The organism is Catellatospora sp. IY07-71 (assembly GCF_018326265.1).
Taxonomy (GTDB): Bacteria; Actinomycetota; Actinomycetes; order Mycobacteriales; family Micromonosporaceae; genus Catellatospora.
The window spans coordinates 3,207,202-3,221,948 of sequence record NZ_AP023360.1 but is presented as its reverse complement, the minus strand read 5'-3'; the positions used below and the strand labels follow the sequence as shown (position 1 = coordinate 3,221,948).

Genomic DNA, 14,747 nt, shown 5'->3' with positions numbered 1-14,747 from the left:
GATCCAGACCGCCACCCGGATGGTGCTGACCCCGATCTCGCGGCTCGCGTTCCGGCCCGTCGTCGAGGGCCGCGAGCACGTCCCGCCGGACGGTCCGCTGATCCTGGCCGCGAACCACCTGTCCTTCCTGGACAGCTTCATCATCCCGCTGATGACGCCCCGCCGGGTCGCGTTCCTGGCCAAGGCGGAGTACTTCACCGGCACCGGCCTCAAGGGGCGCCTCACCCGCTCCCTGCTCACCGGCCTGGACGCCATCCCGGTCCAGCGCGGCGGGCACCGTACCGCCCAGGAGTCCCTGGAGCTCGCGCTCGACGTGCTCCAGCACGGCGGCGCGTTCGGCATCCACCCGGAGGGCAGCCGCTCCCGCGACGGCCGCCTCTACCGCGGCCGCACCGGCGTGGCCTGGCTCGCCCTCGCCTCCGGCGCGCCCGTGGTCCCCGTAGCCGTCCTCGGCACCGACCGCATCCAGCCCGTCGGCGCGCGCCTGCCCCGCCCCGGCCGCATCACGGTCCGTTTCGGCGCACCGCTGCGCTTCGAACAGCCGCCGGGCATCAGCGTCGGCCGCGCCCGCCGGCAGGTCACCGACGACATCATGGCCGCCATCCAGCACCTCTCCGGCCAGCAGCCCGCCGAAGCCTTCAACGACCTCGCCCTGACCCCCTGAAAGGAAGGGCACCTTCTTAACGCTTTGCGTAGTAGAAGGTGCCCTTCTTAACCTGGCCTGGTGGTGGTGATCCAGCGGATCAGGGTCGTATGGCGGCAGGACGAGCGCGGCGCCGCGCACGCCGGCCTACGCCGCAACGTGCCCCGGGTGCTGCCGCTGCCCGACCCGCTGCCCGAGGACGCGGTCGTGGTGCACGACGTCGTCGCGGACTCCAGCTCCGGCTACCGGCTGTCCGAGCGCGTCCTCTCCGGCACCAGTGCCGCAGCAGCCGTCCCCCTCGAACTGACCCCGGCCGACGACGGCGTCACCATGTACGCCACCGGCAGCGGCGCCGTGTACCCGCGGGGTGGCCACCGGCGGCGCCTGTTCACGGTCGCCGAGCATCAGGTCGGGCTCTACCACGCCAACTTCCGTTTCATGGGCTGCGCCTGCTCAGCCCAGTGGTGGTACGAGGACTGGACGGTACGCGTCGGCAACGCCGCCGCCCATCCCGGCCTGTTCCTGGAGCGCACCCCACGACAGGTCGCCGACCACCGCGTGAGCCTCTACGGCGGCCGGCCCACGAATGGCGCGCACTTTCGGGGAAACTGAAGGTATCCAGCAGCACGAACTCGCAGTTTCCCCGAAACCGCGGGCCTCGGCCGGGCGCGGACGCCCGAAAGGGCGCCTTCTCGACGCGGAGCGTTGAGAAGGCGCCCTTTCCTTACTTCACATCAGTTGCCGGTGAAGGTGAAACCCGAGCCCGGCTGGGTGACGATGTTGCCGTCGGCCGAGTTCGTGATGGTGACGTTGGTCAGCGTCGCGCTGCCGCGGGCCTGGGCCATGGCCAGGATGCCCGCGCCGTTGTTCGAGTCGTCGATCTTCACGTTGGTGATGACCACCCCGGGGATCTCGCCGGACTTGAACTGGATGCCGTCGTACGTCGAGTCGTAGATCTCGGTGTCGCGGATGGTGACACCCGGGATCGGCACCGTCGCCGCGAACAGCGTGATCGCACCGAACTCCTGGTCCTCGTTCCAGAAGGCGCCACCCGTGCGGTAGAGCGCGTTGTTGGCGATCAGCGTCTGACCCGTGAAGGGGATCGGGTCGTGGTCGGTCGCCAGCATGATGCCCGGGTAGTTCATGGTGTCGTAGATCAGGTTGTTCTCGATCTTGTTGCCGTAGCCGCCGTAGACCGCGATGCCGTTCGCCCGCCACGGCAGCTGCACCGTGTTGTTGAGGAAGCGGTTGTCGTGGCCGATGTCGACCGAGGTGTCCTTCACGTACTTGCTGGCCCAGACCGCGAGCGCGTCGTCGCCGTTGTTGCGGAACGACGAGTTGAACACGGTCGAGTTGCGCGTGCCGTTGGTGAAGTTGATGCCGTCGGCGTACGTGTTGCGGATGCGCATGCCGCTGAACTCCAGCCCGTCGCCGGGGCCCCACAGCTCGGGGATGTTGGAGTAGTCGCGGCCCACCCAGGCGCCCACGTTCGCGTGCTCGATCCACACGTTCGTGATCTTGGTGCCGACGCCGAGCCGGCCGTTGATGCCGACGCCGCCCTCGGCGTTGCCGTCACCGCCGCGGATCCGGCCGGAGCCGAAGATCGCCAGGTCGGAGATCTGGGTGTTCTTGTCGATGTCGAAGCCGAAGTTGCCCTCGTGCGGGTGGTTGATGCCGCCCGCGTTCTGCGGCTGGATCAGCGAGTAGAGGCGGGAGTGCCACATGCCCGCGCCCTTGACGACGACGTTGCTGATGCCGACCTGGTTGTGGGTGCCGCGGTTCAGCGGGTCGTCGGTCAGGATCTTCTGCTCCTGCCGCCACTGGCCCTCGGGGATCCACACGCAGCTGATCTGCCCGTTCTGGTCGGCGGTCACCGCCGCCTGGATGGCGGCCGTGTCGTCGACGCCGTCGTTGGGCACGGCGCCGTAGTTGGTGATCGAGGTGCACTCGGCCGGCTTGCTCAGCGGCGCGGCCACCTGCTCCAGATCGATGAGATCGATGATGTAGAAGGAGGCGTTGTCGCCCGAGTCACGCTGCAGCTTGAACTTCGTGCCCGGCGGGTACGACGTGCCGAGCAGCGCGTTCGACTCGTCGAACAGTCGGCGCGCGTCGGCCTGCGGGGTGTTGGTCAGGCCCTCGGGGTCGTCGGTGGTGCCGTAGAGCCAGCTGTGCACCGAGGACAGGGTGAGCTTCCGGTTGAACGTGCCGTTGATGTACAGGCTGATCGTGTAGTCCTGGCCGCCGCCGCTCGCGGAGTCCGGGACCGAGTTGCGGACCACGATCGAGTTCGCCTGGTTCACCGAGGTGAACTCGACGTACTGGCCCTGGCTGTTCAGGCGCACCGACTTGCGGCCCGAGGACTCGGTGGCGAAGTTGGTGTGCCCGAAGGTGCGCAGCGCGTCGGTCTCCAGCAGGACACCGTTGTGGCTGGCGCTCTCCGCCTCGTACGAGGTGTACGGCACCGCCGCGCCGCGGCCGACCACGATCGACTGCGTACGGCTGTTGTTGGTCTCGTTGGTCTCGGCCACCAGGTTGGTGGCGTCGGCCAGCGCCGTGATGGTCGCCCCGCCGCTGGTCGCGGTCCAGGTGCCGGTGACCGCGACGTTGACCGTGGCGCCCGCGGCGATCGAGGCGGTGTTGGTGTTGAGCACCGTGCTGCCGACCGTCACCCGGGTCACCGTGGTGACGCCGGTGGCGGTGGTGCCGCGGTTGTTGACGGTCACCGTGAAGCTGACCGGCGCGCCCACGGCCGGGTTGGCCGGGTTGGTGGTGATCCCGGTGACCTGCAGGTCAGGGCCGGGGGCCTGAGCCACGGTCAGGTTCGACGCGGCGTTGGCGGTGTTGTTGTTCTCGTTCTGCTCGAACACCGTGCCCGCCGTGTCGGCGCGGGCGCTGACCGCGTACGAGCCCTGGGCCAGGTTGCCGATGGACAGGCTGATCGCCTGCGACGCCCCGGCGGCCAGGCTCGGCACGTCCACGGTGCCCTTGAGGGCGCCGTCGAGGTAGAGGCCCGCCTTGGAGGCGGCGGCGGTCTGGTTGCCGGTGTTGTTGACGGTCGCGGTCAGCGAGATCGTCGACGCCTCGTTCGGCGAGCTCGGGGTCCACGACACGTTGGTGACGGTCAGGTCCGGGTTCGGCGCCGGGGTGCCGCACACCTCGAACTCCGCGACCTGGCCCGAGGGGGCGCCGGTGTTGGAGTTGATGCTCAGCCGCACGTCGGCGACGTTCGCGCTGACCGGGATGTTCACCACGTTGCTGCCCTGGGTGAACTGGTAGTTCGCCGCCGACACCAGGCTGGTGTACGTGCTCGACGACTGCTCGCGGCCCAGGACCTGGATGTTCTGGGTACGCGTGCCCCACGCCGGGTCCGGGTTCAGCTTCACGTTGACCTGCGTGATGCTGTGGTTGGCGCCGAGCGCGACGGTGAGCTGAGCCGGGTATCCGGCGCCCTCCCAGTAGGTGGCGACCTGGCCGTCGTTGGCCTTCTCCGGGGTGAAGGTGAAGGTCGAGCCGTTGGCGGTCATGGTCTTGCCCAGCGCCACGTTGGTGCAGCCGGGCGGCTGGGTGCCGGTCCGGGTGACGGTGTTGCTGTTGCCGGACAGGTTGCCCGCGTTGTCACGCGCCCGCACGTAGTAGGACACGGTCGCCGTGGCCGGCTGCGAGTCCTGGTACGTCGTGGCGGTGCCGATGGTGGCGATGAGGCCGCCGTCGCGGTACACGTTGTAGCCCGCCAGGCCGCTGCCGCCGGAGTTGTCGGTCGATCCGCTCCAGTTGAGCGTGATCGTGGTGCCCGAGGTGCTCTGCGTGAGGTTGCTGGGCGTGCTCGGCGCGGTGACGTCGCCGCCGGTCCGGGTGACCGTGTTGCTGTTGCCGGAGACGTTGTCGGCGTTGTCCCGGGCCCGGACGTAGTAGGACACGGTCGCCGAGGCGGCCTGGGTGTCGCTCCAGGTGGTGACGTTGCCCGTGGTCAGCACGAAGGTGCCGTTGCGGAACACGTCGTAGCCCTTGATGCCGCTGCCGCCGGTGTTGTCGGTGGACGCGCCCCAGTTCAGGGTGATCGTCGTGCCCGACGTGGTGTGGCTCAGCGTGCCCGGCACGCTCGGCGGGGTGGTGTCCGGCGTGGTGCCGTTGCGGGTCACCGTGTTGCTGTTGGCCGAGACGTTGCCCGCGTTGTCCCGCGAGCGCACGTAGTAGGACACGGTCGCCGAGGTCGGCTGGGTGTCCTGCCAGCTGGTGACGGCGCCGACCTGCGCGGCCAGCGTGCCGTTGCGGTAGACGTCGTAGCCGGCCAGGCCGCTGCCGCCGGCGTTGTCGGTGGACGCGTTCCAGTTCAGCGTGATGGTGGTGCCCGACGCGTTCAGGGTCAGGTTGCCCGGCACGCTCGGCGCGGTGGTGTCGGTGCCGCTGCCGGGGCCGTACACCTCGACCTCGGAGAGCTGCCCGGCCGGCCACGCGGTGTTGGCGGTGATGTCGATCCGCACGTACCGGGTGGTGGTCTGGCTGAAGTTGATCGTCACCGAGTTGCCGGCCACGGCCGGGTTGAAGGTGTACGACGCCGAGGCGACGAGGTCGCTGAACGTCGAGCCGTTCGTGCTGCCCTGCACGGACAGGGTCTGCGAGCGGGTGCCCCAGCCGGAGGTGGGCAGCTTGAGCACGACCCGGTTGACCGCGACGGCGGCGCCGAGGTCGACGGTCAGCCACTCGGGGAACGAGTTGTTGGCGCTCTCCCAGTAGGTGCCCTGGTTGCCGTCGACGGCACGGCCGGAGTCGTAGACGTCGGCGTGGCCGCTCTCGGTGGTGGGGCGGCCCTGCGCGAGGTTGGTCGACGAGCTCGCGGTGCCGTAGATCTCCAGCTCGGAGAGCTGCGCGGCGGCCCAGCCGGTGTTCGCGGAAATGCTGACGCGGACGTACCGCGGCGAGGTGGCCGGGAAGTTGATGGTCACCGAGTTGTTCGCCACCGACGGGTTGAAGCTGTACCCCTGGGCGGCGACGATGTCGGTGAAGGTGCTGCCGTTGGTGCTGCCCTGCACGGCCAGGGTCTGGGTGCGGGTGCCCCAGCCGTCCGGCAGCTTCAGCACGACCTGGTCGATCGCCGTGGCGGCGCCGAGGTCGAGCTGCGCCCACTGCGGCAGGGAGCCTGAGCTCTCCCAGTAGCTGCCCTTGTTGCCGTCGTTGAGGTTGCCGGTGCCGTAGGGGCCGTTGACGGAGCTCGCGGAGGCGGACTTGCCGAGCGAGAGGTTGGGTCCGCCGGCCGCTTGCGCGACCGCCGCCCATCCTGCGGTGGCGATCATCGCGGTGGCGAGCGCGATCGCCACCGTCCTGATCGGATTCTTTCGTCTCATCACTGTCCTTTTTCACAGGGACGGAGCGCCGGGGCGGGGGTGCAACCGGCGTGGCGTGCATCCGGCGTGGTGGCCGGGCGTGCCGCGGACGGTGAGCGGAACCGGGCGGTCGACGTGGTGCTACGTGCGGGGGCGGATCGACCGGGGGTCGCGAGGGCACAGGCGGCCACCGGGATGAGCACCGGCAGGTGAGCGGCCCTGCTGGGGAACTTGCACAAGCGGCAGACAAAACCAAACATCGCTTTGTCGAAATCTTGCACTACGTTGGGAGCAACGTTACCGACGTGCTACCGGTGCGTCAACACTTCGGTCTCCATTGGTATGGCGGGCACCCGGCCGATCGGAGGGTGCGTGTGACACCCGCCCGCAACTCGTGATCACTTAGCGCAACCAGCCGTGGTGTGTTGTGCGTCTTGCACATCAAACGGATGCCCGGAATGCTGGCGGCGCGCGCGTGTGCACTCGCCCGCCGCCCGTGTCCTGGGCTGTGCGCCATGCGAGGCCTGATCCTGCCCATCAGATACGAGGCGGTGACCCGATGCGCAAGCGGGACCACAACATATTCGTGAACTTGGTGTCCCTGCTGACCTGCGGGTTCCTCACCGGCGTGGTGATCGCCGCGTTCGCCTTCCCCGCCGTGGCGCTGTCCGGCCTGGCCGCCAAGGCCGGCGGTGAGGCGTTCGGCCAGCTCCCCGACGAGCTGACCGTCAAGCGCTCCCCCCAGATCAGCTACCTGTACGCGTCCGACGGCAAGACGCCGCTCGCCACGATGTACGACGAGAACCGCCGCGACATGCCGCTGTCGGAGATCCCGGAGGTCGTGAAGCAGGCCGTGCTGGCCGCCGAGGACCAGAAGTTCTACGAGCACAACGGCGTCGACGCGCTGGGCATCGCCCGCGCCTTCATCGCCAACAAGCAGGCCGGCACCGTGGAGCAGGGCGCCTCGACGCTGACCATGCAGTTCGTGCGCCTGTCGATCTCGTACTCGGCGGACACGGCGCAGGAGGTCGTGGACGCCACCGAGGACACCACCAGGCGCAAGGTGCGCGAGATGCGCTACGCCATGGCCATCGAGCAGCGCATGAGCAAGGACCAGATCCTCGAGGGCTACCTGAACACCGCCTACTTCGGCAACCGTGCTTACGGCATCTACGCCGCCGCCAAGGTGTACTTCGACAAGGAGCCCAAGGACCTCACCGCCGCCGAGGCCGCGTTCCTGTCCGCGCTGGTCAAGTTCCCCGGCAAGTACGACGTCGTCAGCGGCGACGGCGAGAAGGGCGCCGTCGAGCGGCGCGACTACGTGCTGCAGGAGATGGTGGAGACCGGCGCGCTGACCCAGGCCGAGGCGGACAAGCACAAGGCGGAACCGCTCAAGGTCGTCGGCAAGGTCACCCCGAACGGCTGCGTGCAGACCACCAACATCCGCTGGGGCTTCTTCTGCGACTTCTTCCAGCGCTGGTGGAACCAGCAGGAGGTGTTCGGCGCGACCGTGTTCGACCGCGAGCGCGCCCTGAAGTCCGGCGGCTTCCGCATCATCACCTCGCTGGACGTCACCACCCAGGCCGCCATGGACAAGAGCATCACCCGGGCCCTGACCAACAACCCGGACCTGCCCGGCAAGAAGTGGAAGTGGAAGTCCGACGCGGTCATGCTGGCCGGCGTCGAGCCCGGCACCGGCAAGGTGCGCGGCCTGGCCACCAACCGCAACTTCAAGCTGGACAGCCGCACCGCACCGGCCAACGGCAAGCACTCCAACCCGGCGCTGGCCAAGCGCGGCATCCGCGGCAGCTACCCCAACACCACCAACCCGCTGCTGAGCGGCGGCCCCGACATCGGCGGCTACCAGGCCGGCTCGGTCATGAAGATCTTCACGCTGGTCGCGGCCCTGGAGAAGGGCTACCCGCTGGCCACGCCGATCCCCACCAAGGCGCCGTACGTCTCGAAGATCCGGATCTCGGGCGACCCGAACTGCGGCGGCTACTGGTGCCCCAACAACTCGGGCAACAAGAACTGGGGCACCCAGAACATGTGGACCGGGTTCGGCAACTCGGTGAACACCTTCTTCGTGCCGCTGTTCGAGATGGTGGGCGGCGAGCGCGTCATCGACACCGCCAAGCGGCTGGGCCTGAGCTTCTACGACAACCCCAAGGAGAAGATCGACGACGCGTACTTCGCCGCGCACGCCGAAGGCTGGGGCCCGTTCACGCTCGGCGCCTCCGACCACACCCCGCTGCAGATCGCGAACGCGTTCGCGACGCTGGCGGCCGACGGCCTCTACTGCGAGCCGACCCCGATCGAGAAGATCCTGAACAACAAGGGCGAGAAGCTCGACGTCGGCGACAAGCGCTGCAAGCAGAACATCCAGGTGGACGTGGCCCGCGCGGCGATCGACGCGGCCCGCTGCCCGATCGGCGACCGCTCGCTCTACGGCCGCTGCAGCGGCACCACCGCCCGCGACTCCAAGGACATCATCAAGAAGCACATCGCGGGCAAGACCGGCACCACCGACGACTCGAAGTCGGTGACGCTGACCATCACCACCAAGCAGCTGGCCATCTCCGGCTTCCAGACCGACCCGGACTGGGCCCAGGTGAGCACGCACAAGATGTCGCACCGGGTGGTCAACCCGGCGGTGCAGTACGCGATGCGCGACGCCATGAAGGGCAAGCCGAACCTCCAGTTCAGCAAACCCAGCAGCAACAAGCTGGTCACCGGGTCCCTGATCAGCATCCCGGTCGTGAAGTGCAAGCCGGTGGCCGAGGCCCGCTCGATCCTGCGCAGCCGCGGCTTCGAGGTGGACGTCGCCACCAAGCCGATCGACTCGGACTGCCCGAAGGGCACCGCGGCGGGGACGTCGCCCGAGGGCCGCACCATCCGCGGCGGCATGGTCACCATCGAGGTCAGCAACGGCAGCAAGGTCAAGCCCACCACCCCACCCGGCCCGGGCGGCCCGGGCGGCCCGGGCGGCCCCGGCGGCCCGGCGATCCCGCCGCCGCCCCGCCGCGGCATGATCCTCCCGTGACCTGCCGCAACCTCTGAAAAGTCGCGCCCTCAGAGCCTGTCTGAGGGCGCGACTTTTTAAGAGTCGCCGGCGGGTCAGCGCGTGGCGGCCCCGGCGTCGGCGTCCTCGCGGGCGCGCTCGGCCTCGCGGGCCTTCGCGGCGGCCTTGGCGTCCATCACGGCCTGCGCGTCGGCGGCGCCGGTCTCCCGGGCCCGCTTGGCGGCCAGCTCGGACTCCATGGTGTCGTGCTTGCGCTGCAGGTCACGCATCTCGGCGCGCTGCTCGGCAAGCTCGCGGCGGGCCGCCATGCGGCGCCGCGCCCGCCGGCCGGCCCCGCCGAACATCATGGACAGGCCGATCAGCACGAACGCCCCGGCCACGGCCCCGGTGAGGAACACCTGGCCCACCGTCGCCTCGACGCTGTATCCGAACAGCTCCACCGTGCCCGCCGGAGCGGTGTAGAGCCCATCGTTGTTCATGAAAGCCGCCAGAGCGAGCCCTGACAGGCCGAGCACCAGCAGCAGTCCCACCAGAATCATCGTTTCGCCTCCTGCCCGCAGACAGCGGTCGATGGATGTCAACGGGCCGCAGATACCCGCTCCCCCGGCGCGGTAAACGGCGGCACCGCGAGCGGGCGGCCTGTCGGCGGGCGTGGCTAGGCTGGAGTCATGATCGATCGGCGTCAGGTGCTGAGCTTCCGCGTCCACGCCCAGCAGCTCGACCGCGCGGCGGGCACCCTCGGCGACACCGCGATCCTCGACCTGGGGGTGCAGGACACCGGGCCCGACGGCGCCGGCTGGGCGTTGGCGGTGCGCGGTCTCGACCCCGCCGCCCAGGAAGGCGACGACCTGGTGCTGCTGTGGACCGTACGCGGCGCGCCGCACCTCTACCGCCGGGCCGACCTGGGCCGGGTGGCCGCCGCCGTGACGCCGTACTCCGAGGCCGACGCGGGCCGGCGCATCTACGACGCGGCAAAGCCGCTCAAGGCGGCCGGCATCCCGATCCTGGACGCGCTCGACGAGGTCGCCGCCCGCATGCGCGAGATCGTGCGCGAGCCCACGGTCAAGGGCGAGGTGTCCGGCCGCCTGGCCGAGCTGCTGCCGGAGCCGTACCTGCGCTTCTGCCGTCCGTGCAACGCGACGCACCTGTACGAGATGCCGTTCCGGCTGGCTGCCGTGCGAGCCGGGCTGGAGCTGGCGCCCGGCACCTCTCCCCCGGTGCTGCGGCGCAGCGGCGGCTTCCGGAAGGCGGCCGCCCCCGGCGAGCGCCACGACCTGATCCGGGCGTACCTGCGGCTGCTCGGCCCGGCCACGCCCAAGCATGTCGCCGACTACCTCGACGCGCCGGTCAAGGACGTGCAGGCGCACTGGCCGCAGGACACCGCCGAGGTGACGGTCGAGGGTGAGAAGCGCTGGCTGCTCGCCGCCGACGAACCCGCGCTGTCGGCGGCCACCGCGACCGGTGTCCGGCTGCTCGCCCCGTTCGACCTGTTCCTCCAGGCCAAGGACCGGACCACGCTGGTGCCCGACGCGGCCCGCGCCAAGCAGCTGTGGCCGGTGCTGGGCCGCCCCGGCGCGGTGCTGGCCGACGGCGAGCCGGTCGGCGTCTGGCGTCCACGCAAGTCAGGCCGCAAGCTGACGGTCGCGGTCGAGCCGTGGGGGCAGCTGTCCGCCGCCGTCCGCGAGCAGGTCGCAGAGCAGGCCGAACGGCTCGCCGCATATCGCGACGCCACCCTCGCCGGGGTGGAGATCGCCTGACCCGGGTGCGGCCGGCACCGTGCCGGGACCCTGCCGGCTCCGGCGACAGGAGCACCACCGCGTCGCCCCGCACCCGGAGCGGCGCTGTCCCCCGGCTGTGAGTGCCGCCACTCGCGGCGGCGGTGCACGGCCGTGCCGGGATAGGGTCGTCCACGCGAAGGGGAGTAGCTCCCAATTCGGTGGTCGACATACTGGTCCGCTCCGGCGGTCCCGGCCATCGGGCCCCGCTCTGCGGGGTGAGCGAGACCTTCGGCTCAGGCAGTCATGCCGGGCCGAGGTCGTCGCATGCGCCTTCCGCCCGGTGAACAGTCCCGGGAGGACACACGTGGAAGGTTTCGCCGCCGCCCTGGTGGTCAGTTTCGCCGTCGTCTTCGTCGCCGAGCTGGGCGACAAGTCGCAGCTCATGGCGATGACGTTCGCCACCCGCTACCGTGCCGGCACGGTGCTCGCGGGCATCACCATCGCCACCGCACTGGTGCACCTGGTGTCGGTCGGGGTCGGCGTCGGCCTCGGCGCCGCGCTGCCCACCGGCTGGATCAGCCTGGCCGCCGGGGTGGCGTTCCTCGGTTTCGCGGCCTGGACGCTGCGCGGCGACAGCCTCACCGAGGACGAGAAGTCCAAGGCCCAGCGGGGCGGCCGGTCCGCGCTGTGGGCCGTCGGCGGCGCGTTCTTCCTGGCCGAGCTGGGCGACAAGACGATGCTGGCCACCATCACCCTGGCCACCCAGCACGGCTGGTTCGGCACCTGGATCGGTTCGACGGTCGGCATGGTCGCCGCCGACGCCCTGGCCATCCTGGTCGGCCGCTGGCTCGGCCGGAGCCTGCCGGAACGCGCCATCCGCTACGGCGCCGCCGCCCTCTTCCTCCTCTTCGGCGCCTGGCTCATCGTCGAGGGCTGGACCCGGGTCGCCTGACCGGCATGGCCCGCTTGCTGTTTCGGGGAAACTGCACGAATCCCGGCGTCCGGACGTGCAGTTTCCCCGAAACTGCGAGCCGGGGCACGCGGGCGTGCAGGTGGGCCGCCGTCCGGGCGGCGGCGGCCCACCTGGTCGTACGGTGAAGGGAGAACCGTACGCGTCAGGTCACGGCGTGGCGCAGGTGAAGCCGCTCGCCGTGGCGGTGTCGCCGTTGGGCCGGCTGACCTGGAAGCCGAACGTGGTGCTCGCGCCCGCGCCCAGGCTGCCGTTGTACGCGGCGTTGCGGGCGGTCACGGTCTGGCCGCTGGTAGTCAGCGTCGCGTTCCAGCTGCCGGTGACAGTGTGCCCGGCCGGGAGGGTGAAGGTGACGGTCCAGCCGCTGATCGCCGAGGTGCCGCTGTTGGTGACCCGCACCGGCTCGATCACGTAGCCGGTCTGCCACTGCGTCTGCACGGTCGCGGTGGCCCCGCAGCCGCCCCCGGTGCCGCCGCCGGTCGTGGTGGTGACGGTGACCGCGCTGGACACCGCCGACACGTTGCCCGCGGCGTCACGCGCCCGGACCTGGTAGCGGTATGCCGTGTTCGCGCTCAGCCCGGTGTTGCTGAACGAGGCCGTCGTCGACGTGCCGACCTGCGTGAACGTGCCGCCCGAGGTGCCCGGGGCGCGCAGGATGTCGTATCCGGTGACGCCGACGTTGTCGGTCGAGGCGGTCCAGGACAGGTTCACGCTGCTGGACGTGATCCCGGAGGCGACCGGTGTGCCCGGCGTCGTCGGGGCCTGGGTGTCGGTCGTGGGCGTGCCGCCGAACGCGGTGTTCACCGCCGTGTACGCGGGCTTGGCCTGGTAGTTCTCGTCGTAGATGAGCGCGGCGCCCTCGCTGGGGAAGGTGTCCGGCACCCACGAGTACTTGTCGGTGAAGCCCCAGATGGTGATGCCCGAGCACGCCGGGACGGCGAGGCAGGCGTTCACCGCGTTGGTGTAGTACTGCGCCTGGGTGGCGTCCTTGGCCGAGGTGCGCGGCGTCTGGATCCGGATGTCCAGCTCGGTGATGCGGACCTCGACCCCCAGCGCCGCGAAGCGCTCCAGGTTCTGCCGCATGTCGCTCGGGAAGCCGTACTGCGTGGCCAGGTGGGACTGGAAGCCGACGCAGTCGACCGGCACGTTCTGCGCGCGCAGCGACTGGACCAGGTTGTACATCGCGGTGCTCTTCGCGTTGACGCCCTCGACGTTGTAGTCGTTGATGCAGAGCTTCGCGTTCGGGTCGGCGGCGCGGGCCCAGCGGAACGCGTCGGCGATGTAGCTCTGGCCGAGAGTGTTGTACCAGAAACTGGTCCGGAAGGTGCCGTCCTCGTTGAACACCTCGTTGACCACGTCCCACGACACGAGCGCCGCGTTGTCGGCGTAGCGGCCGACCAGGGTCGCGATGTGGTCCTGGATCGCGGTGCGCATCGCCGTGGCGCCCAGGCCCTGCACCCAGCCGGGCGTCTGCTGGTGCCAGATCAGCGTGTGGCCGTGCACCTGCTGGCTGTTCGCGACCGCGAAGTCGACGATCTGGTCGGCGCCGCTGAAGGTCCAGCTGTTGTCCGACGGCTCGGTCGACTCCCACTTCATCGCGTTCTCGGCGGTGACCTGGTTGAACTCGGTCTGCGCGATGGTCCGGTAGGCGGCCTCGTTGGCCAGCGGGTTGGTGGCGGCGGCGAAGCCGATGAACTTGCCCTTGGCTGCGGCCAGGGTGCGCAGCGGGGTGGCGGCGGCCGCGGGCGCGGCCGACAGCGCCGGGACGGCGAGCGCGGACACCAGCGTCAGCGCGGCGAGCGACGCCAGGCGGCGCCGGGTATCACGGATACGGACGCGTGGAGGCGTCACGGTCTCTCCTTTACGGAGGGTGGCGGTGAGCCGCCGGACCGCCCGCCGAGGGCATGGCTGCGCAGCCGTCCGGGCAGGGTGGCTCGCGCATCGGGCGGGCGCTCCGGCGGCCGTCGACACATCGATGGAAGCGATCACCATCCTGGGTCTGAACCGGAGTGGGAGTCAAGAACTTCCGGAAAAATATCGGAGTATTCCTATGCCCGCGGCGGCTGCGCGCTGTCCCGCACCACCAGCTCGGTGGCCAGCTCCACGCGCAGGCTCTCCACGTGCTCGCCCCGGGCCAGCCGCAGCACGGTGCGCGCGGCGAGCATGCCCATCTCGGCCAGCGGCTGGCGGACGGTGGTCAGCGGCGGGGACGACCAGCGCACCTCGGGCAGGTCGTCGAAGCCGACCACGCTGACGTCCGCGCCCACGCGCAGGCCCGCCTGGCGCACCGCCTCGTAGACGCCGAGTGCCATCTGGTCGCAGGAGGCGAAGATCGCCGTCGGCGGGTCGGGCAGGCGCAGCAGCCGGGTGCCGCCCGCATACCCGGACTCGTGGTAGAAGTCGCCCTGGTGGATGAGGGCGTCGTCGACGGGCAGCCCGGCCGCCTCCAGCGCGGCCCGGTAGCCGTCCATCCGGGCCCGGCTGCACATCAGCTGCGGCAGGCCGGTGATCAGGCCGATGCGGCGGTGGCCGAGGCGGATCAGGTACTCCGTGGCGGTCAGGCCGCCCGCCCAGTTGGTGGCGCCGATGGTGGGCGCGTCCTGCTGCGGGATGCCGTCGGCGTCGACCAGCACGACCGGGATGTTGAGGCGGCGCAGCTCGGCCTGCAGCGGCGGCTCGACCATGGAGGTCACGAAGATGACGCCCTCGGTGGCGCGGGAGCGTACGCCGTCCAGCCACTGCTTGGCCGAGGCGGTGCGGCGGTGGATCGCGGAGACCACGGTGCCGATGCCGGCGGCGTGCGCGACGTCCTCGACGCCCCGGATGATCTCGACGGCCCACGGGCTGTCCAGGTCGTTGAAGACCAGGTCCAGCAGGCCGGACCCGGCCCGCCCGGCACTGGCGCGGCGGCGGTAGCCGTGGCGCGTGAGCAGCTCCTCCACCCGCTCCCGGGTGGACAGAGCCACATCGGAGCGTCCGTTGACGACCCGGGACACGGTCGGCACGGACACCCCGGCGAGGTCCGCGATCGCGGCGATGGTGACCTTGGGCGGCTTGTTCTCGGCCACAGGCG

Annotated in this window: 9 protein-coding genes; 5 read left to right on the top strand and 4 right to left on the bottom strand. The window is 70.4% G+C overall.

What is annotated here, in order from left to right:
• Positions 1 to 19 precede the first annotated feature (19 nt).
• A complete protein-coding gene (locus CS0771_RS14710) occupies positions 20 to 664 on the top strand; it encodes a lysophospholipid acyltransferase family protein (RefSeq protein ID WP_212845837.1) in 645 nt (214 codons plus the stop codon).
• A 60-nt stretch (positions 665 to 724) separates the two neighbouring features.
• Positions 725 to 1,255 (top strand): hypothetical protein, encoded by a 531-nt coding sequence (locus CS0771_RS14705; RefSeq protein WP_212841488.1) that lies wholly within the window; start codon positions 725 to 727, stop codon positions 1,253 to 1,255.
• A gap of 122 nt (positions 1,256 to 1,377) precedes the next feature.
• Here the strand turns inward: CS0771_RS14705 and CS0771_RS14700 are convergent, their stop codons facing one another.
• On the bottom strand, positions 1,378 to 5,985 hold the full coding sequence (locus CS0771_RS14700) for a discoidin domain-containing protein (protein ID WP_244870794.1): 4,608 nt from the start codon (positions 5,983 to 5,985) through the stop codon (positions 1,378 to 1,380).
• Positions 5,986 to 6,550: 565 nt separating this feature from the next.
• Between CS0771_RS14700 and CS0771_RS14695 the strand changes: the two genes are divergently transcribed.
• Positions 6,551 to 9,007: a transglycosylase domain-containing protein gene (locus tag CS0771_RS14695; protein WP_244870793.1), complete on the top strand. Its 2,457-nt coding sequence runs from the start codon at positions 6,551 to 6,553 to the stop codon at positions 9,005 to 9,007.
• A 74-nt stretch (positions 9,008 to 9,081) separates the two neighbouring features.
• Here the strand turns inward: CS0771_RS14695 and CS0771_RS14690 are convergent, their stop codons facing one another.
• Positions 9,082 to 9,525: a hypothetical protein gene (locus CS0771_RS14690; protein ID WP_212841486.1), complete on the bottom strand. Its 444-nt coding sequence runs from the start codon at positions 9,523 to 9,525 to the stop codon at positions 9,082 to 9,084.
• Positions 9,526 to 9,654: 129 nt separating this feature from the next.
• Here CS0771_RS14690 and CS0771_RS14685 point away from each other — a divergent pair, with 129 nt between their 5' ends.
• On the top strand, positions 9,655 to 10,743 hold the full coding sequence (locus CS0771_RS14685; RefSeq protein ID WP_212841485.1) for a winged helix DNA-binding domain-containing protein: 1,089 nt from the start codon (positions 9,655 to 9,657) through the stop codon (positions 10,741 to 10,743).
• A 325-nt stretch (positions 10,744 to 11,068) separates the two neighbouring features.
• Complete coding sequence (locus CS0771_RS14680; RefSeq protein WP_212841484.1) at positions 11,069 to 11,656, top strand: TMEM165/GDT1 family protein; 588 nt, start codon at positions 11,069 to 11,071, stop codon at positions 11,654 to 11,656.
• A 168-nt stretch (positions 11,657 to 11,824) separates the two neighbouring features.
• On the opposite strand, the gene CS0771_RS14675 is transcribed toward CS0771_RS14680, so the two are convergent.
• A complete protein-coding gene (locus CS0771_RS14675; RefSeq protein WP_244870792.1) occupies positions 11,825 to 13,525 on the bottom strand; it encodes an endo-1,4-beta-xylanase in 1,701 nt (566 codons plus the stop codon).
• A 197-nt stretch (positions 13,526 to 13,722) separates the two neighbouring features.
• A complete protein-coding gene (locus CS0771_RS14670; RefSeq protein ID WP_212841482.1) occupies positions 13,723 to 14,742 on the bottom strand; it encodes a LacI family DNA-binding transcriptional regulator in 1,020 nt (339 codons plus the stop codon).
• Positions 14,743 to 14,747: the final 5 nt, after the last annotated feature.

What these genes read in the sequence shown, in the direction of transcription:
- CS0771_RS14690 (WP_212841486.1), bottom strand. Translation starts at nt 9,525, where the DNA reads ATGATTCTGGTGGGACTGCTGCTGGTGCTCGGCCTGTCAGGGCTCGCT.
- CS0771_RS14700 (WP_244870794.1), bottom strand. Translation starts at nt 5,985, where the DNA reads ATGAGACGAAAGAATCCGATCAGGACGGTGGCGATCGCGCTCGCCACC.
- CS0771_RS14685 (WP_212841485.1), top strand. Translation starts at nt 9,655, where the DNA reads ATGATCGATCGGCGTCAGGTGCTGAGCTTCCGCGTCCACGCCCAGCAG.
- CS0771_RS14710 (WP_212845837.1), top strand. Translation starts at nt 20, where the DNA reads ATGGTGCTGACCCCGATCTCGCGGCTCGCGTTCCGGCCCGTCGTCGAG.